The sequence below is a fragment of the Deefgea tanakiae genome, from assembly GCF_019665765.1.
GTDB lineage: Bacteria > Pseudomonadota > Gammaproteobacteria > Burkholderiales > Chitinibacteraceae > Deefgea > Deefgea tanakiae.
In genome coordinates this window covers 2,569,861-2,595,343 of record NZ_CP081150.1, presented here as the reverse complement: position 1 = coordinate 2,595,343, position 25,483 = coordinate 2,569,861, and the positions used below count along the sequence as shown (strand labels likewise).

Genomic DNA, 25,483 nt, shown 5'->3' with positions numbered 1-25,483 from the left:
ATTCATCAGATCGAACTGGAGCACCACCCATGACGCACCCAACGCGAAGCTGGCATCCGAAAAAATTACTGAATACCAAATGGACCGCCGTTGTGCCGCAGCAGCGTGAGAAGCATTTTATCGTCGTCAAAGTGGAATTCGATCCGCTAGACACGCAAAAAATCGCGCAGGTCACGCTAGAAGCGGTGCTCAGTAAGCGGCATTTCACGCTGCATTGGAGCGCGCTGGAAGATGACGCGCAATGGCGTGTTGGTTGGCTGTAACGCGGCTTTGAGGATGTAATTTGCAAAAGGAAATCGACATGATCAAGCAAGTCGGCGACACCGAAATTCAGTTGAAACACAAGGCGACTTGCCACTGTGGCGCAGTGGAGTTGGAAATTGATTTACCGGATGGCATTGTTGACCCACGGCATTGCGACTGCTCGATCTGCCGCCGCAAAGGCGCGATTGTCGCGTCCGTCTTACTATCGGGCATTAAAATTATCAAAGGCGAAGATCACCTGACGCTGTATCAATTCAATACGAATACCGCCAAGCATTATTTTTGTTCGGTCTGCGGCATTTACACTCACCACCAACGCCGATCCAATCCGCATTTATATGGCTATAACGTTGGTTGCCTTGAGGGCGTAAATCCCTATCTGATTCCGAATATTAAAACCTATGATGGTGTGAATCATCCGGCGGATCGAGTGGTTTAGATATGATTATTGTTGCAGCAAATTCAGAGCACCATGAGTCGCTCACAGACTTACTTTATGAATTGCATATTTTTTATAATGAAGAGCCTACGGTAACGAGAGCTGAGGTTCTCACTCATTTAGTTGAAAATTTATTGGCGCCAGATTCAGGGTTGCACTTAATTGTCGCATTGGACAGTAACAATACCGTGGTTGGCTTGGTTGCGCTGGTACTAATGTATTCATTAGTGGAGTCATCAATTACGCATCGAAAGCAATGTAATTTGAAAGAACTTTATGTTCGCGCTAACTACAGAAATTTAGGCATTGGCCAGGCGTTACTCGCGTCGGCAGCTAATTTTGCATTGGCTAATGGTTGTGGGCGAATGGATTGGAATGTGAAGGCTTCTAATATGCGTGGTATTAAATTTTACGAAAGCTTAGGCGGTGAGTTAGTGGCTGATAGAATGAGTTTCAGAATGTCTCGTGAGCAATTGTCGAAAATCGTGCAATGAATACGTTAGGTATTTTGCGAATCATTGCCACATTATTGTTTGCATGATATTAGTTTGCCAAACTAGCTCTCTTGCATCGCTTCCTTCACTGCGGTATATTATTTACTACATTTGTAGTAAAGGGGTGATGAAATGGGAATGCCAGTTCGGATTGAAGATGATTTGTATGCGCAAGCCAAGGCTGAGGCCAGCGCAGAGCATCGCAGTATTGCTGGGCAGATTGAATATTGGGCGAAAGTAGGCCGTGCGGCGCTGGATAATCCTGATTTGCCAGTCGGTTTTATTGCCGAATCTTTGGTTTCAATGGCCGAGCCTAGAGAAGCGGCGACGCCGTTTGTGCCGCGCAGTCGGAAAGCATGAAGTATGAGTTACGATGTGGTGCAAACGCGGCGTTTTGGGCGGCAGTATAAAAAGCTGCACGACAATATCGCCGCCGATGTGGACGATGCAATTGTTGAAGTAGCGGAAAATCCAGACATTGGCGAGCGCAAAAAAGGCGATTTAGCCACGCTGCGCGTGTATAAATTTCACAGCCAAAATCAGCTTTATTTATTGGGCTATACGCTGGATGACGAAGTTCGCTTGGTGTATCTAGAAGCCGTTGCGCCGCATGAGAATTTTTACCGCGATGTGAAACGGTAGCGAGTCATTACGTTTTATACCCATCTGTAATCAATTAGTTTTCAAACTTGCGATTTCCGCCGCATTCAATTCCCGCCATTCGCCTTTCGCTAATTCCCCTAATTCCAAGCCACCAATCGCCACACGCATCAGGCGTAGCGTGTTGATTTGATTCGCTTCGAGTAGGCGGCGGATGTGGCGGTTTTTGCCTTCGTCGAGCACGACTTCCAACCACGCATTTTTTTCGCCGCTGCGTAACAGCGATACACGCTTTGCTTTTAATAATGTGCCGTCATCCAGCATCACACCCGCTTGCATCGCGGTGATTAGCTCGGGCGTCGCTTGGCTGTCGATTTGCACGTGGTAGATTTTGTCCAAATGGCTAACTGGATCGGTGAGGCGTGCCGCCCATTTCGTGTCGTTGGTGAATAGCAGCAAGCCTTCGCTGGCTTTATCGAGCCGCCCAACGGGGCCGATGTGGGGCAGCGTTGCACCTTCGAAACATGAAAAAACTGTATCGCGGTTTTTTTCGTCTTGCGCGCTGGTAATCAGGCCGCGCGGTTTGTTGAGCATCAGATAAACCATTTTCTCAGCGCTCACCGCTTGGCCGTTGACGGTCAGTTGATCGCGTTGCATATCGACGCGGCGGTTGATATCGACGCAGACTTTGCCATTCACGCTCACCTCCCCGCGCGCGACCAGTGCTTCACCTTCACTGCGCGAGCAAAAACCCAGTTTCGACAAAGCCCGTGCCAAGCTGGCAACATGGGTATTGCTTGCTGGCGATTTATTGATAATGGCTCTGGGTGGATACGTCTTGGGTTTATTGGGTTTCATGGTGCGGGGCTGGATTCCAAAGCGAAGCAATCGCCTATTTTAGCTGGACTTCGCTGCCTGCGGGGCGTGAGCGCATGGGCTGATGCGAGAGATATCGAGTAATGCGTGTTGTGGCGTCTATTTTTTGCACAGTGCGGGTATTTTGCCATTCCGTCCTAATAATTACCCCGCTGTGGCGATCAGCGCTTAAAATGATTGGGTTATTGTTCTGGACGGGCTGCGGCCCGCATTATGGAAAATTTTTTATTGACCTTGGTAGCGCTATTCTTGGTGCTATTGAATGGTTTTTTTGTTGCTGCCGAATTCGGCTTAGTTAAATTACGCGCCACCCGTGCCAAGGGTTTGGCGAAATTGCATGGTTGGCGTGGGCGGATTTTGGTCAAAGTTCACGGTCAGCTCGATGCTTACCTCTCGGCCTGCCAATTGGGCATTACACTGGCCTCGCTGGGCTTGGGTTGGATTGGCGAGCCGGCGTTCTCCAAGTTATTAGAACCCGTGTTTGCCATGCTGGGCGTGGAATCTGCCGCGCTGATTCATAGCGTCTCGTTTATCTTTGCCTTCACGCTGATTTCCTTTTTGCATATTGTTGTCGGTGAATTAGCGCCCAAATCCTTGGCGATTCGCCGTCCTGAAGTGGTTTCCTTGTGGACTTCTGCGCCGCTGTATCTGTTTTATTGGCTGATGTACCCAGCGATTTGGTTGCTGAATCGTAGCGCGAATAGTTTGTTGCGGATGTTGGGTTTGGATGGTCATTCTGGGCATGAAAGTCACTATACGGCCGATGAATTAAAGCTGATTTTGCGCGGCAACCATGAGGGCGATGAAGCCAGCCGGCAAGAGTGGAATGTGGTCGAGCAATCGCTCGATTTTGGCAAACTCAAAGTCGCCGACCTGATGCGCCCATTCCATGAGGCGGCGGTCTTGCACAGCAATTTACCGCTAGAACAAAATCTACAAATCATTGCCACGCAGCGTTTTAGCCGTTATCCCTTTGTGAACGAAGACGGCGAAGTGCTGGGCATTATTCATCTGAAAAATCTCTTTCTGGCCGAATTGCGTCAGGCCGATGTATCGGATTTAACCGATTACATTCGCCCCGTTGAGCACGTTACGCCTGATACGCCGGTATTGGAGTTATTCAGCCGCTTTCGCCAAGGCGCACCGCACTTTGCGATTGTCACTTACGCCGATGAGTCGCAGCCGATGGGCTTTGTCACGCTGGATAATTTGATGGCGGCTTTGGTGGGTGAAATTCGTGATGAATTTCGCCAGTCTAGGAATGATTGGTTAGAGCAAGACGACGGTGCGCTATTGGGCAAAGGCAGCTTGTCTTTATATTCGCTCGGCCGCATGCTCGGCCATGATGTCGACCACCCAGAGGCCGAAACCGTTGGCGGTCTCATTCAGTGGAAACTCGGCAATCTGCCAAGCGAGGGCGAACGCATCGAGTTTGATGGTTTCACCATCGTCGTCAAAAAAATGAACGGCCCACGGATTGTGTTGGTGAAGGTGATGCCAGCAGCGAAAGAAGAGGGAAGTGCTGGCGATCATTGAGGGGTATTGGGGTGTGGTCATTGATCATGAATGGCTATAGCTCAATACGTCGATCAGTGTGACGGGTAAGCCAAAGGTGTAACCCGCCGAAATAGGTAGAAATTAAAATGCCAACTCGGCGTTGATCATGCCTCGATATACAAGACTTAATATGACGATACTTTATAGATATTTTCCACTTGATCAAAATGACGATCAACATTTTGAAAGACTTATTTCAGTTCTTAGTGGACGAATATTTTTCTCATCGCCGCACTTCTTTAACGACCCATTTGAAATGACGCCAATATTTGGTATTCCTTCAGATTCTGAGTATGAGCAGATTTTTAGGAAAAATTTAATTCCTACCGAGGGTTTGTCAAAATCACAAAAGAATAAAATAACGAATAACATTAATTTAAAATTAATGTCGAGTAAAAATAGGACTTTAGATGAGGGTTGGGTGAAAGAGCTTGGTGTGCTTTGCTTGTCTGAAGATCACAAAAATATTCTCATGTGGTCACATTACGGGAAAAATCATAGCGGAGTTTGTTTGGGGTTTAATAGCGAATATTTGCCATTTTCAAGCTCAAAGCCAGTTATATACAATGAAGATCGACCTCAAGTACCTATAGAGCCATCAGGAATTGATGATTGTGATTTGATAAAGGCTACGCTTTTAACAAAGTCGCCACATTGGGCGTATGAAAAAGAGTGGCGTTGCATAAAAAGACCAGTACGTGAATCTGAAAAAAATTTCTATAGGACTGAAATGGAGTCGAATCCGGCAAGAATTAATGAGATTGCCGACTTACTGGCTTCTGAAGGCGGCTCTGGTGTTTATGAATTCGACACTAGCGCTATTCGAAGGGTCATTTTCGGTGTAAAAACTACAGAGAAAATAAAGCAGCGTCTTATTGCTGAGATAGTAAGAAGAAATTTGTCTCCTAAGATAAGTTCACTGATTTTAGATAATAGAAGGTTTACTCTTAATGAAGTTCGCATTAAAGCTAAAGATATTCATAAATTAGCAGGTAGACCAATTAACGAATAGTCTTGAAATTAATCTAGGTGTAATGAACAGAGTGATTAATAAAAAATCGCCCGATAATCATCCGGCGGTTTTGTTTTATGCGGCTGCGCCGCGAAGGTTTTTGGGCGCGGGCTGCGCGCGGCAGGTTCATTTCTTTTGCTTCTCCAAAAGAAACGAACCAAAGAAAAGGAGCCCCGGGCGCGCATCGGTCCCCGATGCCCTCGCGTGGCGTGAGCCAAACGATAATGCTGTTTGTCTCCCTTCGTGCTTCGGTGCGCTTAAACGGGATTTGAAAACCATATCGCTACCATTAGCTTACTTAGTTTCGTGCTGGTGCAGGGCAAATATGGTTGGTTTCTTGGCTCGATGTATTGCCTTCTAAGCTTTGATAAGTAATGCTTAGAAGGCAATACATCGATGTTGTTTCAAACCTCGTTGAGCTGCGCGAGATCCCTTGTATCGCGCCGAGCGAGGAACAAGCGGCAAGGGGGTTTCGGCGGGCTCTGTTTTGTTAAAGCCCGCCGCCTTGCCGATTGTCCGCAGAGAGGGCATCGGCGTAGCCGACGCAGATACTAGGGGCGCCTTTCTTTGGCCTACTTTTCTTTGGCGAAGCAAAGAAAAGTAGGTGCCGCGCGGCATTAGCGCGACTCAGAGTGGAAAATCACTTTAGTGCACAGGGTATCGTCGATGTATTTAATTTCAGGCTTTGATAAGCAATGCTTAGCTGGCAATACATCGATTACCTGCTCTAGCGATAATTCTCTTCAATTGACTGATACATTTTTGACTCACGCTGAACGGCAATGGTTTGCCAGATTTTTTTGGCGAGTTCAGGTTTGGTTTTTACAAACTGTTTGGATAAGGCTAAGAAATACGGTTTGAATTCTAGAGGGGGATTGAGTTTTTCAATACTACGGGCAAAGGGGAGCTGGCTGGCAATCGCATAATCGGCAGCGCCTGTTCTCATCGCCGTGGCCGCCACGCGTTGGGACATTAACTTTTGTAAATTGGCATTGATGGGATAGGCGCCTTCATCGATAGGCATGCCCATTGCCTTTAAGTTGGCGCCTACAGAGTAGCCGCGCTGTATTCCAATCGGCAATGTGCTGTTGATGGTGATTTTCTTGCCATCCCATTGCACGCTTTGGTCACCTTTGCGTCGATAAAGGCTGTAGCCGTCATCCATCAGTTTTTGTGTGATTTCAAGACGGCCATCGCGTTTGGGGTAGGCAAAGAGCTGATCTCGCTCAGTGCTGAAGCTGATTGGATAGAGTCCATCTATTTTATTGTTTTTCAAATCAGCTTGGCAGCGTAGCCACGGCTGATTGATGATTTTTAATTCAAGATTGAGTTCTTTGGCAACGGATTCGAGCAGTAGACGATTTAGCCCCGGTCGGTTTGTATTAGTCCAAGGGTAGATTGACTCACTGTCTTCGCACAGAGTGAGCGTTGTGGTGGCCAAACACAATTGAGGCAGGAGCAGCGATAGCAGTAAGTAGCGGCGCATAATTGTTTCCTGCCAATATGGATGCTTCTTTGTACCACAAGTTGACTAATTTTCAATACATTTGAGTCCAGCGGCTTTTATCCGCTGCACTACGCGGCAGGATATTTGCTTGTTAGGTATCTAATTGTAGCTATTGATAGATATAGCCTAGATGGCAATACATCATTTATTCATTTTCAAATGACCTGTTGATGATTTTGAGTGTTGTAGGCATATAAAAAAGAGCGGGCTAGCCCGCTCCTTCGATGATATTTAAATCCTGAACTGGATTAGTCTTTGTGCTCCACCACCACACACTGATACACCCCAGCAAAAATCGTCCGCTTTTTCCACGTGAACTTGGCAGCATCACTGGCGTAATGCTGGATTTCGTTTTCCCACAGCGCATTGGCAAACGGCTCTAGGCAATGATTGACGAGTTTGAGGATGTAACGAATTGGCTGCCATTTTTTCGGATTGTGGTAATCGACAAAAATCGCTTTGCCGCCCTTCGGTAGTTTGGCCAACATGTGGTCGACGATTTCTCGTTTTTTGTCGTCGGGTACTTCATGCAGCAAGAAGAAACTGCAAATCAGATTGTAGTCACCGCCAACGCCTTCAAAGGTTGACGCGTCACTGCGAATCACTTTGGCCCAATCCATGCCGGTAAGCTTTTTGCTGCCGTGCTCGATTTGAATCGGCGTGATGTCGGTCAGGTGAAACACGCCAGCAGGGCCAACACGTTTTGCTGCGCGGGCGACCAGATCGCCATACACGTGCGCTAACTGCCATACGCGCATGCCGGGCTGGATTTCATTGAGGTACATGCGCATTAAGCGTTGATCATTCAAAAACAAGAGTACGCGCACGACGATATTGCGGTCGAGTACTTTTACCCATTTCGGATCGACATAAGCCCAATCATAGACTTCGGTCATGTACTCAGGAACGCCGTCGTAATAGGGGTCGGTAATCAGTTTGGGGTGATTTTGCGTCATGGCGGCGTTTCCTTATGCGGTGTGCTTAAGACTAAGTCAAAAGAGGTAGGGTGAGTTTGCGTTAAACCAAATTCAGCTTGATTAAATCAAGCTTTGAAAAAGCAAAGTGTTGTGTTTTAGAGAATGAAAATGTCATCCGACATACGGAGTACAATGTCATTTTGAGGGTGTATTGACTGCAATTTATTTATATTAATTGGGTCCAGGCGTATACCTAGCCCATGGGTTATGCTGCAGTGCCGCATTTTACATGGTGCACGGGAATACCCTCACTGTGTAAAAAAACCAAATGCCTACAATGCTGCAGCCAAAATGGGGAAATTCCCGTAGATTGAGGCCAAAGAAATGAGCTTAGAGGTAGGTATGAATTGTCGTCATGTTGAGCCCAGTCTGTTATGGCAACATTTTGCGGTGCTGTGCGCTTTTCCGCGTCCATCCCATCACGAAGCCGCGCTGCGCGCGCACATTCAAGCGTGGGCGGATCAACTGGGTTTGGCCAATGAGCTTGATGCGGTCGGTAATCTATTGATTCGCAAGCCCGCAACGCTGGGCATGGAAGACAAATTGGGCGTGGTGCTGCAGGGCCATTTGGATATGGTGGCGCTGAAAAATGAAGCAACCCAGCATGATTTTCTGCGTGACCCAATTAAAACCTATATCGCCGATGGCTGGATGCATGCCGATGGCACCACTTTGGGCGCCGACAATGGCATTGGCGTTGCCGCCGCTTTGGCTATCCTCGAAAGCAGCGATATTGCACATGGTCCGCTGGAAGTATTGCTGACCATTGATGAAGAGTCGGGCATGACCGGCGCCAAAGGCTTGCAGCCCGATTGCTTGCAAGGGCAATTGCTGTTTAATTTGGATACCGAAGACTGGGGCGAGCTGTATGTGGGCTGTGCGGGTGGCGTCGATGTGACGGTGAGCCAAACGCTGAATCCCGAAAGCATGCCGGCGGGTTGGGTGGTGCGTGATATTGCAATTACCGGCCTGAAGGGCGGTCATTCTGGCGTAGATATTCATTTGGAGCGGGGTAATGCCATTAAGCTATTATCTTGCTTCTTGTTTAGAGCAATACCTCAGTTTGATTTGCGCGTGGTAAGTATTCGTGGTGGCTCTTTGCGCAATGCTTTACCGCGTGAAGCCTTTGCTCGCGTGGCGATTCCGGCCTGTGATGCTGTTAAATTTAAGGAAGTTGCGGAGCAATGCGTGGCCGATTGGCGAGCGGCATTGAGTCGTGTCGAGCCAGAGATCAAGATGACAGTGTGCGAAGCGCAGGCTGAAGAAGTGCTTAACGCTGCGGACAGTGCCAAAGTGGTTAATTTATTACTGGCTTTGCCGCATGGGATTCGCCGTTGGAGCCAGGAAGTCGCTGGCGTGGTAGAAAGCTCGAATAATCTGGGCGTGGTGCAGTTTGAAGGGCGACGTTTTGAATCGGTCTTGATGGTGCGGTCTTTGACTGATTTTGGCGTGGCCGAATTGACGCAAACCATACGTGCCGTGGCGCGCTTGGCGGGATTTTCGGTCGACAGCGGCGGGGCGTACCCGGGCTGGGCACCCAATTTGCAGTCGCGCGCTTTGCTGGTGCTGCAACAGGCTTATCAAGCTTTGCATGGTGCTGCGCCTTTGGTCAAAGTGATTCATGCGGGTTTGGAATGTGGGCTGATTGGCAAGGCTTATCCCGATATCGAAATGGTGTCGTTTGGTCCAACGATACGCGGCGCACATTCGCCGGATGAGCGTGTTGAGATTGCGTCGGTGGCGCAATTTTGGGAATTGCTGAAGGCCAGTTTGGCGGCTGTTCCACTGAGAAATTAAGCGCAATTTCGCACACATCATTCAAAAACCCTGCAGATTGAAGCGGGGTTTTTGTTTTTCTGCTGTCTGGGTATTACTGTATGGGGTATTAAAGCGACTTTATCGTATGCTCTTTAGTTGATAGACAAAAGTTTCCTTGCTTCGTTGTCTCGCCTTGTCGTACCGAAGTACTGCCTGTGGCTTCGACGCCTTGCTATAAAACTTTTGTATGGGTATTTTTTATGAAAAATTGGCGTTTTTGGTCGAATTGGCCGCAAAGTTTGCAGAGAAAAATCCAGCGCAATTGGCCGTGGGCTTTGGCGTATTTGGCGATTGCGTCTTTGCTGATTGCAACGGTGTTGTACGCATGGCAAGACTATCGGCGTGATGTGTTTCAGCGCGAAGCAACGATGGCGCAAGATTTGCTCTGGCAAGAGCAAGAGATTCGCGGCCGCCTACAAAGCAATCAAAATGTTTTAGAAAACCTCGCTTATGGCCTCGCTTCAGATAGCTTTGGACAGGCGGACTTTCGCTCGCGCGCCGAAAGCTTAATGAAGTCCAATCCAGAAATTATCTCGATTGAATGGGTGAATGCTAGAGGGGAGCGCGGTGATGGTTTTCCTAACTTTGCCCGTCGCCCTGACAGCTTGGTGGCCTTGGATGATTCATTACTGACCGAAGTCATTGATGGCGCAGCGACCTTGGGTTATCCGATGGTCACCAATGTGATTTGGCGCTCCTCACCGCAGATTGTGCATGTGGTGCCGTTTTTCCATGAAACCGAATACCAAGGTGCGGTACTGGCTGTGTATGACTTGTCGGTCTTGCTTTTGCAACGCGTGCCATGGTGGATGGTGCAGCGCTATCAATTGCAGTTGGTCGATAGCAATAATCAAGTGATTGCACCCAATCGCTACCATTCGCGCTTACGTGGTGACGATATCCGTGAAGTGCCATTTGGCGGCGTCTCGCAGCAGAATTTGCGATTGCTGGCCAAGGCGGTAGACCCAGTGAGCAAACCAGCAAATTTTTGGTTGGTGGGTTTGATTTCAGCTTTGCTCTTGCTGTTGCTCTGGGCCTTAAAACTATTGCGCCAACGTATGCGGGAGCGGCAACAGGCCGAGTCGGCGCTGCGTGATGAAATTTTGTTTCGCTCTGCGATGGAAAATTCACTGGTCACCGGCCTGCGTGCGATGGATACCGATGGCAAACTCAGCTACGTGAATCGTGCTTTTGCCGATATGGTGGGTTGGTCGGAAGCCGAATTGGTCGGCGCTAAACCACCAATGCCATTTTGGCCGCCAGAATGTATTGATGAATGCGCTCGCGCTTATCAATCGATTTTGCTGGGTGATTGCCCCGCCAATGGCTTTGAGCTGCGCTTTATGCGCAATGATGGCGAGCGATTTGATGTGCGGCTCTATTCGTCGAAACTCATCGATAGTCAGGGGCAGCATCGCGGCTGGATGGCTTCGATGTATGACATCACGGAGCTGAAACAAGAGCGCGAAGCATTGGCGAGCTCACGCCAGCAATTGCGTACCGTATTGGCTGGTTTAGAGGTTGCTGTGTCGGTCAGTGATTTAGAAACAGGGGTGATGCTGTACCGCAATCGTCATCATAGTAATACTTTTCTGATTCCAAAAAATGCTGAAACCTATTGTCTCTTACAATGGCGCTCATCCTTGCTCATCGAAGAAAGAGTCTTTGAAACAGTGGATATGATCACGGGGCGGCTGTATCAAATCGAACAGCGTATCGTGGATTGGGTGGGTAATCGCAGTGCAATGTTGGAAATTTGTACCGATATTACGGCAAGGCAGCAGGCGCAAGAGTTAGAGCGAACGCGCAATGATATGGTGCAGCACACGGCGCGGCTGGTGAATATGGGCGAGTTAGCCTCCAGCTTGGCACACGAGCTAAATCAGCCCTTGGCAGCAATTGCCAGCTATAGCGCAGCATGTGAAACGATGCTTTATAAGCCCGATCCACCGATCGGCAAAGTGCAAGAAACCTTGGTCAAGATGACCGCCCAAGCGCGCCGAGCCGGGCAGATTATTCGTGGGATACGGCAGTTTGTTGTAAAACGGGCACCTAGTCGTGAGGTATGCGAGCTTCAAGAACTCATTAGCGTGCCTTTGCAGCTATTAGGCCCAACAGCGCATAAACTAAAAGCCAGCATCGTGCTGGAGTTACCCGATGATTTGCCATCGTTTTATGGTGATGCGGTGATGTTGGAGCAAGTGTTGCTCAATTTGATCAAAAATGGTTTGGAAGCCATGAGCGAAACGCCAGCGGCGCGCCGAAAAATTATCGTTCGTGCCGCGGTACTGGATGACATGTTGCAAGTCACCGTCATCGACCATGGCAGTGGTTTGGCTGATCCTGCACAGCTCTTCCAGCCGTTTTATACCACCAAGTCTGAAGGTATGGGCATGGGACTGAATATTTGCCGCTCGGTGATCGAGCAGCATCGAGGCCATTTATGGGCCGAACCGAATCCGGATGGCGGCACGCAAATGCGTTTCCGTCTGCCCTTTGATACCAATAATTCCAATGAGGATACACCATGAAAGCAGTTGCACCCGTTGCCGCACCGATTCGCACTGTTGCGGTGATTGATGATGATGAGGCCGTGCGTGATTCGCTCGGGCTTTTGCTAGAAACACATGATTGCCCTGTGTTGACTTACGCTTCCGCCGAAGCTTTTCTGGATGAGGGCGATGTGAGTCGTTTCGCCTGTTTGATCGTCGATGTCCGTATGGATGGCATGAGTGGCTTGGAGTTGTTTGCCGAATTACGCGAAGGCAGTTATTTACCGCCAGTAATCTTCTTGACTGGGCATGGTGATGTGCCGATGGCAGTGAATGCTTTGAAAGACGGCGCTAGCGATTTTATGGAAAAGCCGTGCGACCAAGATCAGTTGTTGGCGCGAGTACAAGCCTGTTTATCTGAGGATTTGCAGCGTCGTGGTAGCGCCAAGCATCAGCAAAAAGTAGTGGAATTGTTGGCCGACCTGACGCCGCGTGAGCGTGAAGTATTGCAAGAAATCCTGCTCGGTAAATTGAATAAGCAAATTGCCGATCGACTTGATATCAGCACCAAAACGGTTGAAGTTCACCGAGCACGAATTTTCACCAAAATGCGTGTGCATTCAGCGATGGAGCTCGCGGCCATGCTGAAAGAAATACCGGTCGGCGAGTGGTTTGTTGACTAAAGGGTATGCGATTGAAAGACCCTAAGGTATTTACCCTAGGTTGAATACCCGTCCGGTAATTACCTGATTTGCATCATGGTGTAGTCTGCGTATTCTGACTACAACCGAAGGCAGCGCCGCTCTCGGTAAAACATAAAATCTGGAGAACACGATAATGCGCCTTACAAAGTTGGGTCTATTGCTAGCCGGTATGGGTTTAACCTTGGCTGCTCATGCCGCTGAAGTTGAAGTGCTACATTTTTGGACGTCTGGCGGCGAAGCGAAATCCGTTGCTGAATTGAAAAAAATGATGGAAGCGCAGGGTTTTACTTGGAAAGACTTTGCAGTAGCAGGCGGTGGTGGTGAAAACGCAATGACGGCGTTAAAAACCCGTGTCGTTTCAGGTAACCCGCCAGCGGCAGCCCAAATTAAAGGCCCATCGATTCAAGAGTGGGGTAGTGAAGGCGTTTTGGCTTCGATTGATGATGTAGCCAAAAAAGGCGGCTGGGATAAATTGCTGCCGCCTGTGGTATCGAACGTGATGAAATTCAAAGGCCAATACGTTGCAGCGCCAGTGAATGTGCATCGCGTGAACTGGATGTGGGTGAATCCTGAATTACTCAAAAAAGCCAACGCTAAAATCCCAACGACGTGGGATGAGTTTTTTGTTACCGCAGCCGCACTGCAAAAAGCCGGCATTCAGCCTGTTGCTTATGGTGGTCAGCCATGGCAAGACAGCACCGTTTTTGAATCGGTTGCCTTAGGTGTCGGCGGTGTTGATTTCTATAAAAAAGCGTTTGTCCAACTTGACCAAGGCACTTTGAGCGGCCCAACGATGATCAAAGTGTTGGAAACCTATAAAAAAATCAAACCGTTTACCGATAAAAACAGTGCTGGCCGTGAATGGAATCTGGCAACCAGCATGGTGATTAACGGCAAGGCCGGTATGCAATTTATGGGTGACTGGGCCAAAGGCGAATTTATGGCTGCGGGTAAAGCGCCAGGCAAAGATTTTATTTGCGTAGCCGCACCTGGCACTGAAAATGCCTACACCTTCAATATCGATAGTTTTGCGATGTTTAAGCTCAAAAATAAAGATGTTGTGAAAGGTCAGCAAGCCTTGGCGACGACCTTGATGAGCCCAGAATTCCAAGAGTTGTTCAACTTGAATAAAGGCTCTATCCCTGCCCGCATGGGGGTGGATATGGCTAAATTTGACGAATGCGCTAAAAAATCAGCTGCAGACTTCAAAGCAACCTCAGGCAAAGGGACTTTAGTACCGTCTTGGGCGCATGGCATGGCGATGAAATCGGCCACGCAAGGTGCGTTTTTTGATGTCGTTACCCAATTCTGGAATGACGACAAAATGAGTGCCAAAGATGCGGCAACGAAACTCGCTAAAGCCGCGAAGACGATGTAACTTGATGTGATTCAATAGTGGGTATGTTGCCGTAACTAATTTTAATAAATATCTGCAGCAATATACCCATATCTACTTTTGCTTCCAAGCGGAGAACCAAGATGACTACGCCTGTCCGTGCGGCCCAATATGGGTTTGCGGAGCGCTGGCTGCCGCGCCTCGTTTTAGCCCCATCGTTTTTGCTGACCTTGGTTTTTTTATATGGATTTATCGCGTGGAATGGGTACTTGTCTTTTACCACTTCGCGAATGCTGCCCAACACCGAATGGGCAGGTTTGGCCCAATACGCCGCGCTATTTGACAATGAACGCTGGTGGGTTGCGGTTCGAAATCTAGTTATTTTTGCGGTGCTGTTTATTGGTGGCGCAATGGGTATCGGCGTGGTGTTGGCCGTTTTGCTCGATCAAAAAATCCGACTCGAAGGCGCGATTCGCACCATTTATCTCTATCCGATGGCACTGTCTTTTATCGTAACGGGTACGGCGTGGAAATGGATTTTGAATCCGGGATTGGGCATTGAAAAATTGATGCACGACTGGGGATTTACCAGCTTTACGTTTGATTGGTTGGTCAATTCCGATATGTCAATTTACACCGTCGTGTTGGCCGGTTTGTGGCAATCATCGGGCTTTGTGATGGCGCTGTTTTTAGCAGGGCTGCGTGGTGTGGATGATTCGATTATCAAGGCGGCGCAAATTGATGGTGCGAGTTTGCCACGGATTTATTGGAAAATCATTCTGCCCGCCTTGCGCCCCGTGGTGTTTTCTACGTTGATGGTGTTGTCGCACATCGCGATTAAGAGTTTCGATTTGATTATGGCCTTGACGGGCGGTGGCCCCGGTTATTCATCGGATGTGCCGGCGACGTTTATGTATTCGATGGCGTTTACACGTGGGCAAATGGGCGTTGGTGCAGCCAGCGCGATGATGATGCTGATGGCAGTCGCCGCGATTGTGGTGCCGTATCTGTATTCTGAGTTGAGGAAGGATAAAGATGCTTAGCACTCTGAAAGCTACTCAAAAACTGTCATTTAACGATGCCATCTGGAGAGCGAAATGACCCAAGATCGTTTTTGGCGCGCAATGATTTATGCCGCGCTGGTGTTTGCGGCGCTGTATTACTTGATTCCGCTCTACGTGATGCTCACGACTTCCGTCAAAAGTATGGATGAAATTCGGGTCGGCAATTTACTGTCGTTACCGCAAAGTATTAGCTTTGCCGCGTGGGATAAGGCGTGGAGTACGGCATGTACCGGTGCGTCGTGTGAGGGCTTGTCGGGCTACTTTATGAACTCAGTCAAGATGGTGATTCCAGCGGTACTGATTTCTACGGTGCTGGGGGCAATCAATGGTTATGTCTTATCCAAATGGCGCTTTCCCGGCTCGAATGTCGTGTTTGCGATGATTTTGTTTGGTGTGTTTATGCCGTTCCAAGTGTTGTTGCTACCGATGGCGCAAACCTTGGGTTGGCTGGGGATTGCCAGCACGACGACCGGCTTGGTGTTTGTACATGTGGTGTGCGGTTTGGCCTCGACCACACTGTTTTTCCGTAATTACTACGTTGGGATTCCAGATGAGCTGATTAAAGCAGCGCGTTTGGACGGTGCAGGATTTTGGCGGATTTTCTACCGTATTATTTTGCCAATGAGCACGCCCATCATCATGGTGACCCTGATCTGGCAATTTACTCAAATCTGGAATGATTTCCTATTTGGCGTGGTTTTTTCGGCTGGCGATAGTCAACCGATTACGGTGGGGCTGAACAATATGGCCAATACATCAACGACGGTGAAGGAATACAACGTTGATATGGCAGCGGCCTTGATCGCCGCACTACCGACCATCGTGGTGTATGTGTTTTGCGGGAAGTATTTTGTGCGCGGTTTATCGGCAGGTGCCGTCAAAGGCTAATTTAAAAGTGCTGCGCATCCTGTGAGAGCAGGCTGTACGGTGCTCAAAATCCTCATGTACTTGAGTACATTCCGGTTTTTGCGCTCCGATCATCCCGCTCTGACAGGTGCTCGCTACTTTTAAAGTGCACGGTCAAACCTAGCCGACATATCCAACGTCAGTAGAAAAATAGTCAAATATTGGAGAACAAAATGGGCGCTTTGGCCATTAAAAATATCACGAAGACTTTCGGCGATACGCAGATTTTGAAAGGTATCAATATTGAAATTGAAGCTGGAGAATTTCTGATTTTGGTGGGGCCTTCGGGCTGCGGCAAATCGACGTTGATGAATATTATTGCTGGCCTAGAAAGCCCAACGACGGGCGAGGTTTGTATTGCGGATCGCATCGTTACAGGTGTCGCACCGAAAGATCGCGATATCGCGATGGTGTTTCAAAGCTACGCGCTATACCCCACGATGACAGTGCGACAAAACATCGCATTTGGTTTGGAAACGCGTGGCGTACCGAAGGCAGAGCAAAATGAAATCATCGCCCGCGTCGCCAAGATGCTGCAAATGGATCATTTGCTAGATCGCAAACCCGCCGCGCTTTCCGGTGGCCAGCGCCAACGCGTGGCGATGGGGCGCGCATTAGCGCGTAATCCAAAATTGTTTTTGTTCGACGAGCCGCTCTCGAATTTGGATGCCAAATTGCGCGTTGAAATGCGCGTTGAGATCAAGCAACTGCACCAACGGTTGAAAACAACGATTGTGTATGTGACGCATGATCAAATTGAAGCGATGACGCTCGGTGACAAAATCGCCGTGATGAAAGACGGCATCATTCAGCAATTTGGCCGCCCGCAAGATATTTACGAAAACCCCGCCAATTTGTTTGTCGCCAGTTTTATTGGCTCGCCGTCGATGAATTTCATTCCATGCCATTTGGTTGAGCACGATGGTGAGATTGGCGTGTCTTTGCAAGGTATGGGCAATCCGTACTTTGTGGCACTCGCACCGCGCCCAGAATTAAGGCAACGCTTGGGCGATAAGATCACGCTGGGGATTCGGCCAGAGCAACTCGATGTGGCCGAGGCCGCATCAACGGCGCTGGAATGCAAAGTGAAAATCACCGAGCCAACGGGGCCCGACACGATGGTCTACACAGAAATCAACGGTGTCGAAGTCATCGCACGTGTTCATCCGCGGGTTGTCCCGCCAACAGGGCACAGCATCAAGCTGGTGCTGGATACCAAAAAAGTCGTGCTGTTTGATCCGGCGACGGAAATGCGGATTTAGTCTGAGTGGAAATGAAAAAGCCCCAAATCTGAATTGGGGCATTTTTCTTAGACTGGCTTGGTTTCGATCAGCGCTGCTCGCTCTGAAACCCGCTGGTGGTATTGCTGCAAAACAGGGTAGTGCTGCGCCCATGCAATGTCAGGTAGGCGTAGATCGAGGTAATCGAGCATGCAAATCACGCTCACATCGGCGATGCTGTAGGCGTCGCCGGCAAACCAGCGTTTTTCTTCGAGCTGGCTTTCTAATGCAGCCAAGCCGCGAGTAATCTTGCCATGTTGGCGTTGCATAAAATCGGTACTTTGCAATGCAGCAGGGCGGCGGGTTTCCATTACGATGGCGACGGCGGCGTCGCAAATGCCATCGGCGAGCGCTTCGGTGCGTTTGGCACTGATCATCGGGCGCTGATCGGCGGGATACAGCTTGCAAACAGGGGATAGGTAATCGAGATGTTCGGCAATCACGCTGGAGTCGTAAATCACGCGACCATCATCGAGTACCAGCACCGGTACTTTGCCGAGTGGATTGTAGGTTTGAATCAATTCGTCGTTCTCGCCCGGCTTGGCTTCGATCAATTCAAAGTCGATTTTCTTTTCCGCTAAAACAACGCGAACTTTACGACCGAAAGGGCTGAGCAGGGCGGTAATGAGCTTCATTTGGATTAAGTTCTCTTGAGACCGAAGTAAGATTCTATGGGGCTAGGGTAAGTTAGGCTAGTGAATCTATGGCAATGCAACAAAAATGCCTCGTTTTCCGAGGCATTTTCTTTACTCATCATTTCAGCGTAGTGATTAAGCAATGCGTGCATAACCCGGCAGCGTTAAAAATTCGATAAATTCATCGGCCGTGGTGATCTGATCGAATAATTTTGCGGCCTCATTGAGCGTGGCGCTATAGCGTCCTTGCGCTTCAATTTTGGCGACTTCTTCGGGTAGCCATTGATGGAATAACTCAACGGTGACCTTGCGCCCATCGACCAAAACACCTTTGTCAGAACGCAGCCATTGCCAAATTTGCGAGCGGCTAATTTCGGCAGTGGCGGCGTCTTCCATTAGATTATGAATTGGTACGCAGCCCATTCCTGCCAACCAAGACGCCAAATATTGCACGCCGACTGAAATATTCCCACGCAGGCCCGCTTCGGTAATTGGTTGCTCTGGTTGGAAGTTGAGTAAATCCGCCGCCGCGCTAACAACATCAGGCCGCTGTTTATCAATTTGATTCGGCTTGTCGCCCAAGATCGCATCCCACGCCGCCATCGCAACAGGCACCAGACCCGGATGCGCAACCCAGCCACCATCATAACCGTCACCTGCATCGCGCTCTTTGTCCGCGCGAACTTGGCTCATCGCACGCTCATTGGCAACCAGATCGGTTTTGACTGGAATATACGCCGACATACCGCCCATCGCTGGCGCGCCACGGTGGTGGCAGGTTTTGAGTAGCAATAAAGAATACGCACGCATAAAGGGCACGGTCATTGTGATTTGGCTGCGGTCTGCAAGGCAGAAATCGCTGTCCATGCGGAATTTTTTGATGCAGCTAAAAATGTAATCCCAGCGACCAGCATTCAGCCCTGATGAATGCTCGCGCAATTCGTACAGGATTTCATCCATTTCAAATGCGGCGAGAATTGTTTCGATTAAGACGGTTCCCTTGATACAACCATGCGGTGCAGCTAGCTCAGCCTCGGCCCATGTGAACACATCGTTCCACAGCCTTGCTTCTAAATGCGATTCCATCTTGGGCAGATAGAAATAGCACGATGTACCTTGGCTAAGGCGATATTGCAGATTGTGAAACACCACCAAGCCAAAATCGAATAGCGAGCCCGACATGATTTCACCGTCAACTTCGAGGTGTTTTTCCATCAAATGCCAGCCACGTGGACGAATAATCAGCGTCGCGATGTCATCATTGAGGGCATAGAGTTTGCCATCAGGGCTGGTGTAGCTAATTTCGCGGCGGTAGGCATCGCGAACATTAATTTGGCCGATAATTTGATTGTCCCAAGTGGGGGTATTGGAATCTTCAAAATCTGCCATGAATGATTTAGCGCCCGAATTGAGTGCATTAATCATCATTTTTCGCTCGACAGGCCCGGTGATTTCAACGCGTCGGTCGAGTAAGTCGGCGGGCAGTGGGCTGATTTGCCAACCGCCAGCACGAATATGGGCGGTCTCTGGTAGAAAATCAGGTTTGATACCCGCATCGAGCTGCGCTTGGCGCGCGGTGCGCGCGGCCATCAGCTCGCGCCGGCGGGGTTCAAATTGGCGATGTAGTTTGACTAAAAAATCGAGTGCGGCTGGGGTGAGTACGCTGCTCACCTCAAGGCTGGTTTGGCCTTTAATTCGCATATTCATCGTGATACTCCCAAGCTGAAGGCGGAGATGGCAGACCCGCAGGTCTGCCATGTATGGTATTGCTCGCTAGGTATTACTTAATAATGCCTAGCGGTAAATACATCAATGAAACTGTTCGGCTTCAGTTGAACCCGTCAGTGCCGTGGTGGATGATTTACCTTGCTGAATCACTTGCGTCACTTGGTCAAAGTAGCCGGTACCGACTTCGCGCTGATGTTTGACTGCAGTAAAGCCACGGTCTGCAGCGGCGAATTCTGCTTCTTGCAATTGCACAAATGCGCTCATGCCGGTTCGGGCATAGCCGTGAGCGAGGTTGAACATGCCGTAGTTCAGAGCATGGAAGCCAGCCAACGTGATGAACTGGAATTTGTAGCCCATTGTGCCGAGTTCTTTTTGGAACTTGGCAATTGTTGCGTCATCTAGGTTTTTCTTCCAATTGAATGACGGCGAGCAATTGTAGGCCAGCAATTTGCCAGGGAATTTGGCATGAATCGCTTCGGCAAATTTGCGCGCATATTCCAAATCAGGCTTGCCTGTTTCGCACCACACCAGATCAGCATAAGGGGCATAGGCCAGACCGCGAGAGATTGCTTGGTCTAGGCCTGGATACGTCTTATAAAAACCTTCCATCGTGCGTTCGCCAGTGCAGAAAGGCTTGTCGTTATCATCCACATCGCTGGTGAGTAAGTCAGCAGCTTCGGCGTCAGTTCGCGCAACGATAATCGTTGGCACACCCATTACATCGGCAGCAAGACGCGCCGCAACGAGTTTTTCAATCGCCTCGCGCGTCGGCACCAATACTTTGCCGCCCATGTGACCGCATTTTTTTACTGAAGCCAATTGATCTTCAAAGTGAACACCAGCAGCGCCTGCCTCGATCATCGCTTTCATCAGTTCAAACGCATTCAGAACGCCACCAAAACCCGCTTCGGCATCCGCCACAATCGGTGCGTAGAAATCAATGCTGTCATCGCCCTCTGAATGGTTGATTTGGTCGGCACGAGCGAGCGTGTTATTGATGCGGCGCACCACTTGCGGTACTGAATTGGCTGGATACAGTGATTGGTCTGGATACATTTCACCCGCTTGATTGGCATCCGCAGCGACTTGCCAGCCGGACAAGTAAATTGCTTTTAGGCCTGCCTTAACTTGTTGCATGGCTTGATTGCCGGTCAGCGCACCCAAGGCATGTACGTACGGTGTGTCGTGCATTAGACGCCAGAGTTTATTCGCACCATGGGTGGCGAGCGTGTATTCCTGTAGCAATGTGCCACGTAGTCGATCAACATCGGCTGCAGTGTAAGGGCGACTGATGCCTTTCCAACGCGGGTTAGTCTGCCAGTCGTTTTCGATTGCTGCGATGCGTTGTGCTTGCGTGCTCATACTGATCTCCGTGTTGGTGAGGGTGCGACCCTTATCGTTTTCATTGAAGCAGGTTTTTTTTGCACCGCAATAAATTATTGCGATGCACCATAGTGTAGTCTAAATATTTTGACTACATATTAGGGCTTGCCTGTAGTTGTGAATCTATATTTGGTCTGCTCTTTGCATCACGGGCAACCTCCAAAGAGCGCGAAAAAGTCGTGGTGTGTTTTTATTGGCAATTGCAATCAGGATTCAGACGACTTGCTTTACTTGCGTGAATAGGGAAAAGCAGTTGATAGGCTCTGATTGCATCCAAGATAACGTATAGATTAGATTGCGTAATCCTACGCTTTGCCCTTGAAATGAGTGTGGTTATCCCCATTTCATACGGGAACGTAACAGTGGAGTTATTCAGAAATGAGTCAAGACAATCAACAAGATCAAACCAATGAAGTGGCAGCAGAGCCGCTAGAGATCGTAGAAACTGTTGCCGCTGAAGCTGCAGTGGAAGGCGATAATCAACTTGATACACAATTGGCCGCTGCGTTGGCTGATTTAGAAAAAGCGCGTCAGGATATTTTGTATGTTCGTGCAGAAGCAGAAAATGCACGCCGCCGTGCACTTGAAGAAAACGAAAGAACCCGCAAATTTGCCGTTGAAAAATTTGCTCGTGAAGTGATTGCAGTGAAAGACGCCATCGATATGGCCTTGCTGGATCAATCGGGTAATTTTGAAGGCTTAAAAACTGGTGTTGATTTGACGGCGAAAAGCTTAACGACGGTATTCGAAAAATTCGAGCTACTTGAAATTAATCCAATCGGCGAAAAATTAGACCCAAATAAACACCAAGCGATCTCAATGGCACCAAGCGACGAAGAAGCCAACACGGTGATTCAAGTGATGCAAAAAGGCTATGAATTATCGGGTCGTGTGATTCGTCCGGCCATGGTGATTGTGTCTGCGCCAAAATAATATTGAAACAAAAATGATTGAGTGGTCTTGAAATGGTAATGGCTATCCCCACTTGATTATTAAGGTTATTTAAACAATCAGCTCCGTAAGTTTTTAAGCAAAAGTTCTTTGGCATCGTTGTTTTGCCTTGGCGCTTTTCTAAGTACACACGTGAGCAGCAACGTTAAAAAAGGAAGATCAAAAAATGGCAAAAATTATTGGTATCGACTTAGGTACAACGAACTCATGTGTTTCTGTGATCGAAAACGGTCAACCTAAAGTCATCGAGAACGCAGAAGGCGCGCGCACCACACCATCAATCATTGCATATCAAGAAGACGGCGAAATTTTGGTAGGTGCTCCTGCTAAACGCCAAGCTGTAACAAATCCAAAAAATACTTTGTACGCAGTAAAGCGTTTGATCGGCCGCAAGTTCGTCGACAAAGAAGTGAAAAAAGACATCGATTCAATGCCATTCACGATTGTGGCTGCTGATAACGGCGATGCTTGGGTTTCTGTTCGCGACAAAAAAATGGCACCACCGCAAATTTCTGCTGAAATTTTGCGCAAAATGAAAAAAACCGCCGAAGACTACCTCGGTGAAGAAGTGACCGAAGCCGTAATTACAGTTCCTGCATACTTTAACGATAGCCAACGTCAAGCGACTAAAGACGCAGGCCGTATCGCTGGCTTGGACGTAAAACGTATTATCAATGAGCCAACTGCTGCGGCAATGGCGTTTGGTATGGATAAAGTTGGCCAAGGCGATCGCAAAGTTGCGGTTTACGACTTGGGTGGCGGTACGTTTGATATTTCGATCATCGATATCGCAGACGTTGATGGTTCAACTGCATTTGAAGTATTGGCAACTAACGGCGATACATTCTTGGGCGGCGAAGACTTCGACCAACGTTTGATGGATTACATCATTGCTGAGTTCAAGAAAGAACAAGGCATTGATTTGAAAAACGACGTTATGGCATTGCAACGTCTGAAAGAAGCGGCAGAAAAAGCCAAGATCGAATTGTCGAGCGGCGCGCAAACTGAAATCAACTTGCCATACGTAACAATGGACGCAACGGGTCCTAAGCATTTGGTATTGAAAATCACGCGTGCGAAATTTGAATCATTGGTTGATGATTTGATCGCTCGCTCAATCGAGCCATGCAAAATCGCGTTGAAAGACGCAGGCTTGAAAGCATCGGACATTGATGATGTGATTTTGGTTGGCGGTCAAACGCGTATGCCAAAAGTAATGGATGCAGTAAAAGAATTCTTCGGCAAAGAGCCACGTCGTGACGTGAATCCAGACGAAGCGGTAGCTGTTGGTGCTGCATTGCAAGGCGCAGTACTCGGGGGAGACCGCAAGGACATCTTGCTCTTGGACGTTACTCCATTGTCATTGGGTATCGAAACTTTGGGTGGCGTGTTGACTAAGCTGATCAAAAAGAACACTACGATTCCAACTAAGGCATCGCAAACGTTCTCGACAGCCGAAGACAACCAAAACGCGGTAACGATTCACGTATTGCAAGGTGAGCGTGAAAAAGCAGCGGCGAATAAATCGCTGGGTCAATTTAACTTGGGCGACATTCCACCAGCAGCACGCGGTGTGCCACAAATTGAAGTGACTTTTGACATCGATGCAAACGGTATCTTGCACGTTGGTGCGAAAGATAAAGCTTCGGGTAAAGAAGCCAAAATCACGATTCAAGCGTCATCAGGTTTGTCAGAAGCTGAAATCGAAGCAATGGTAAAAGACGCTGAGTTGAATGCTGAAGAAGACAAAAAATTGCTTGAATTGGTGCAAGCTCGTAACGCAGGCGAAGGCATGATTCATCAAGTGACTAAGATGTTGGCGGATGCTGGCGACAAAGTCACTGTAGATGAAAAAGTAGCCATCGAAGCGGCTGTGAAAGAGCTTGAAGAAGTAGTTAAAGGTGACGACAAAGAAGTCATCGAAGCCAAAACCGAAGCGCTGATGCAAGCAAGCCACAAAGTTGCTGAGAAAATGTACGCTGAGCAAGCTGCACCAGAAGCTGGCGCACAGCCAGCAGGCGAGCAAGCTAAAGACGACGGCAACGTGGTTGATGCTGAATTTACCGAAGTAAAAGACAAGTAATTTAGCATAAGCAGATGGGCACAGCGCTTGCATTGCAGGCGGCTGTGCCTTTTTGTATCGGGGAAAAGTACCATGGCAAAAAAAGATTTTTATGACGTTTTGGGTGTCAATCGCGACGCTTCAGACGAAGAAATTAAAAAAGCGTATCGCAAACTGGCGATGAAATACCATCCGGACCGTAATCCGGATAGCAAAGAAGCGGAAGACAAATTCAAGGAAGGCAAAGAAGCCTACGAGATTTTATCGGACGACCAAAAACGTGCAGCCTACGATCAATACGGCCATGCGGGTGTTGATCAGCAAGCTGGCGGCGGTGGTTTTGGTGGTGGCGGCTTTGGCGATTTTGCTGATATTTTTGGCGATATCTTCGGTGGTGGCGCAGGCCGTGGCGGTGGCGGACGCAGCAATGTTTATCGTGGTGCTGACTTGCGTTACAACATGGAAATTACGCTTGAAGATGCCGCACGCGGTGTTGAAAAGCAAATCAAGATTCCATCACATGATGAATGTGAAGTCTGCGATGGTACTGGCGCTAAGCCAGGGACCGAAGCTAAAACGTGTCACACCTGTGGTGGTCATGGACAAGTTCGTGTTTCGCAAGGCTTCTTTAGCGTGCAGCAAACGTGCCCGACATGCCATGGCACGGGCAAATACATTCCTGATCCATGCCGTAATTGTAAAGGTACGGGCCGCGTACAAACGCATAAAACACTCGCGGTTAAGATTCCTTCCGGTGTCGACGAAGGCGATCGCATTCGCTTGAGTGGCGAAGGCGAATCGGGCGTGAATGGTGGCCCTCCAGGCGATTTGTATGTTGTGATTCACGTGAAAGAGCACGCTGTATTTAAGCGTGAAGGCAACGATCTGCATTGCGAAATGCCAATCAGCTTTAGCTGCGCAGCCATCGGTGGCGAAATTGAAATCCCAACGCTGTCGGGTAAAGCGCGGATTACGATTCCACCTGAAACGCAAACAGGTCAAGTGTTCCGCTTGCGCAGCAAGGGTATCAAAGGCGTACGTAGTGCGATTACCGGCGACTTGATGTGCCACGTCGTTGTTGAAACGCCAGTGAAGCTCACTTCGCGCCAGAAAGAGTTGCTCAAAGAGTTTGAAGAAATCAGCCAAGGTGATTCAGACAAGCACAATCCACGTGCTAAATCGTTTATGGATAAAGTGAAGGATTTCTTCGCGACTTGATATTCACAGTCATTGTTCGTAAAAAAGCCACGAGTGTTCTCGTGGCTTTTTTATTGGCTCTAAGTCAATGACTCAATTAAATAAGTGATGTATCTGCTTATAGCCATTTTAAATAATGGCTTATAGGGTAGTACATCATGAAATACGCTTAGGTATTTCTTATAAAAAAACGGCCAGTGA

23 protein-coding genes are annotated in these 25,483 nt (G+C 48.7%); 17 read left to right on the top strand and 6 right to left on the bottom strand.

The genetic code is table 11. The features are described from left to right. Positions 1–29 precede the first annotated feature (29 nt). From K4H28_RS11975 to K4H28_RS11955, 5 genes are all read left to right on the top strand, one after another. On the top strand, positions 30–263 hold the full coding sequence (locus K4H28_RS11975) for a TIGR02450 family Trp-rich protein (protein WP_221005418.1): 234 nt from the start codon (positions 30–32) through the stop codon (positions 261–263). Positions 264–301: 38 nt separating this feature from the next. Further along, positions 302–703, top strand: a complete 402-nt coding sequence (locus tag K4H28_RS11970) for a GFA family protein (protein ID WP_221005417.1) — start codon at positions 302–304, stop codon at positions 701–703. 2 nt (positions 704–705) lie between these two features. Further along, on the top strand, positions 706–1,197 hold the full coding sequence (locus K4H28_RS11965) for a GNAT family N-acetyltransferase (RefSeq protein WP_221005416.1): 492 nt from the start codon (positions 706–708) through the stop codon (positions 1,195–1,197). A gap of 132 nt (positions 1,198–1,329) precedes the next feature. Beyond that, the gene (locus tag K4H28_RS11960; RefSeq protein WP_221005415.1) at positions 1,330–1,557 is read left to right on the top strand and encodes a ParD-like family protein; all 228 of its coding nucleotides are present in this window, start codon (positions 1,330–1,332) and stop codon (positions 1,555–1,557) included. Positions 1,558–1,560: 3 nt separating this feature from the next. Next, positions 1,561–1,839, top strand: a complete 279-nt coding sequence (locus K4H28_RS11955; RefSeq protein ID WP_221005414.1) for a type II toxin-antitoxin system RelE/ParE family toxin — start codon at positions 1,561–1,563, stop codon at positions 1,837–1,839. Positions 1,840–1,869: 30 nt separating this feature from the next. Here K4H28_RS11955 and K4H28_RS11950 read toward each other — a convergent pair whose 3' ends face one another. Beyond that, entirely contained in the window at positions 1,870–2,655 is a 786-nt protein-coding gene (locus K4H28_RS11950; RefSeq protein ID WP_255573515.1) for a pseudouridine synthase, read from the bottom strand. Positions 2,656–2,886: 231 nt separating this feature from the next. On the opposite strand from K4H28_RS11950, the gene K4H28_RS11945 reads away from it, so the two are divergent. Then, positions 2,887–4,209 carry a hemolysin family protein gene (locus K4H28_RS11945; protein WP_221005413.1) on the top strand — a complete coding sequence of 441 codons (1,323 nt, stop codon included), beginning with the start codon at positions 2,887–2,889 and terminating at the stop codon, positions 4,207–4,209. A 127-nt stretch (positions 4,210–4,336) separates the two neighbouring features. Beyond that, positions 4,337–5,242: a DUF2971 domain-containing protein gene (locus K4H28_RS11940; RefSeq protein ID WP_221005412.1), complete on the top strand. Its 906-nt coding sequence runs from the start codon at positions 4,337–4,339 to the stop codon at positions 5,240–5,242. A 727-nt stretch (positions 5,243–5,969) separates the two neighbouring features. On the opposite strand, the gene K4H28_RS11935 is transcribed toward K4H28_RS11940, so the two are convergent. Then, positions 5,970–6,728, bottom strand: a complete 759-nt coding sequence (locus K4H28_RS11935) for a substrate-binding periplasmic protein (protein WP_221005411.1) — start codon at positions 6,726–6,728, stop codon at positions 5,970–5,972. 269 nt (positions 6,729–6,997) lie between these two features. Continuing rightward, the gene (rquA, locus tag K4H28_RS11930; protein WP_221005410.1) at positions 6,998–7,705 is read right to left on the bottom strand and encodes a rhodoquinone biosynthesis methyltransferase RquA; all 708 of its coding nucleotides are present in this window, start codon (positions 7,703–7,705) and stop codon (positions 6,998–7,000) included. 363 nt (positions 7,706–8,068) lie between these two features. Here rquA and K4H28_RS11925 point away from each other — a divergent pair, with 363 nt between their 5' ends. From K4H28_RS11925 to K4H28_RS11895, 7 genes are all read left to right on the top strand, one after another. Further along, positions 8,069–9,523 carry an aminoacyl-histidine dipeptidase gene (locus tag K4H28_RS11925; protein WP_221005409.1) on the top strand — a complete coding sequence of 485 codons (1,455 nt, stop codon included), beginning with the start codon at positions 8,069–8,071 and terminating at the stop codon, positions 9,521–9,523. A gap of 221 nt (positions 9,524–9,744) precedes the next feature. Beyond that, positions 9,745–12,075, top strand: coding sequence for a PAS domain-containing sensor histidine kinase (locus K4H28_RS11920; protein WP_221005408.1), 2,331 nt, complete (start codon positions 9,745–9,747; stop codon positions 12,073–12,075). Continuing rightward, positions 12,072–12,719 (top strand): response regulator transcription factor, encoded by a 648-nt coding sequence (locus tag K4H28_RS11915; RefSeq protein WP_221005407.1) that lies wholly within the window; start codon positions 12,072–12,074, stop codon positions 12,717–12,719. The genes K4H28_RS11920 and K4H28_RS11915 overlap by 4 nt, the downstream gene beginning before the upstream one ends. 154 nt (positions 12,720–12,873) lie before the next feature. Continuing rightward, a complete protein-coding gene (locus K4H28_RS11910; protein WP_221005406.1) occupies positions 12,874–14,118 on the top strand; it encodes an ABC transporter substrate-binding protein in 1,245 nt (414 codons plus the stop codon). 101 nt (positions 14,119–14,219) lie between these two features. After that, the gene (locus K4H28_RS11905; RefSeq protein ID WP_221005405.1) at positions 14,220–15,119 is read left to right on the top strand and encodes a carbohydrate ABC transporter permease; all 900 of its coding nucleotides are present in this window, start codon (positions 14,220–14,222) and stop codon (positions 15,117–15,119) included. A 54-nt stretch (positions 15,120–15,173) separates the two neighbouring features. Continuing rightward, positions 15,174–16,028, top strand: coding sequence for a carbohydrate ABC transporter permease (locus K4H28_RS11900; protein ID WP_221005404.1), 855 nt, complete (start codon positions 15,174–15,176; stop codon positions 16,026–16,028). A 191-nt stretch (positions 16,029–16,219) separates the two neighbouring features. After that, positions 16,220–17,308: an ABC transporter ATP-binding protein gene (locus tag K4H28_RS11895; RefSeq protein WP_221005403.1), complete on the top strand. Its 1,089-nt coding sequence runs from the start codon at positions 16,220–16,222 to the stop codon at positions 17,306–17,308. Positions 17,309–17,355: 47 nt separating this feature from the next. On the opposite strand, the gene K4H28_RS11890 is transcribed toward K4H28_RS11895, so the two are convergent. The 3 genes from K4H28_RS11890 to aceA all read right to left on the bottom strand — a co-directional run bounded on the left by K4H28_RS11890 (position 17,356) and on the right by aceA (position 21,051). After that, positions 17,356–17,961: a glutathione S-transferase N-terminal domain-containing protein gene (locus tag K4H28_RS11890; protein WP_221005402.1), complete on the bottom strand. Its 606-nt coding sequence runs from the start codon at positions 17,959–17,961 to the stop codon at positions 17,356–17,358. A 135-nt stretch (positions 17,962–18,096) separates the two neighbouring features. Beyond that, positions 18,097–19,668, bottom strand: coding sequence for a malate synthase A (gene aceB, locus K4H28_RS11885; protein WP_221005401.1), 1,572 nt, complete (start codon positions 19,666–19,668; stop codon positions 18,097–18,099). A 102-nt stretch (positions 19,669–19,770) separates the two neighbouring features. Further along, on the bottom strand, positions 19,771–21,051 hold the full coding sequence (gene aceA / locus K4H28_RS11880; RefSeq protein WP_221005400.1) for an isocitrate lyase: 1,281 nt from the start codon (positions 21,049–21,051) through the stop codon (positions 19,771–19,773). A gap of 399 nt (positions 21,052–21,450) precedes the next feature. Between aceA and grpE the strand changes: the two genes are divergently transcribed. The 3 genes from grpE to dnaJ all read left to right on the top strand — a co-directional run bounded on the left by grpE (position 21,451) and on the right by dnaJ (position 25,303). After that, complete coding sequence (gene grpE / locus K4H28_RS11875) at positions 21,451–22,005, top strand: nucleotide exchange factor GrpE (RefSeq protein WP_221005399.1); 555 nt, start codon at positions 21,451–21,453, stop codon at positions 22,003–22,005. 184 nt (positions 22,006–22,189) lie between these two features. Then, positions 22,190–24,106, top strand: a complete 1,917-nt coding sequence (gene dnaK, locus K4H28_RS11870; protein ID WP_221005398.1) for a molecular chaperone DnaK — start codon at positions 22,190–22,192, stop codon at positions 24,104–24,106. A gap of 72 nt (positions 24,107–24,178) precedes the next feature. Next, the gene (gene dnaJ, locus K4H28_RS11865) at positions 24,179–25,303 is read left to right on the top strand and encodes a molecular chaperone DnaJ (RefSeq protein WP_221005397.1); all 1,125 of its coding nucleotides are present in this window, start codon (positions 24,179–24,181) and stop codon (positions 25,301–25,303) included. Positions 25,304–25,483: the final 180 nt, after the last annotated feature.